Genomic DNA, 235 nt, shown 5'->3' with positions numbered 1-235 from the left:
CGTTGGCCATCACGTTGACTTGGCGCCCTACCCGCCTTGTCGTTCTCTTCGGCTGCGCCCTCGGCCATGCGCCTCTCCCTGCCCCACCATCATACTCATTGCAGGAGCGGAGTCCGCAAGTCGAGGGTCAGCGGGAACTCATTTGTGCGTTCCTCGGGCGGCGGCTGGACCGGTCCCGGGGTATGGCCGTGATCCTGGAAGCGCGCCAGCCGCCGCGCCTCGGCCTCATAGGTGC

Annotated in this window: 1 protein-coding gene; it reads right to left on the bottom strand. The window is 67.2% G+C overall.

Annotated elements, in window-relative coordinates; genetic code table 11:
• Window positions 1-95: 95 nt before the first annotated feature.
• A partial coding sequence (locus tag ACPYOJ_RS36875) for a transglutaminase family protein (protein WP_481420615.1) occupies window positions 96-235 on the bottom strand: 140 nt, incomplete at its 5' end.

The sequence above is a fragment of the Rhizobium sp. SVR5-9E genome, assembly GCF_056755095.1.
This window is presented reverse-complemented; position numbering and strand designations above follow the sequence as displayed.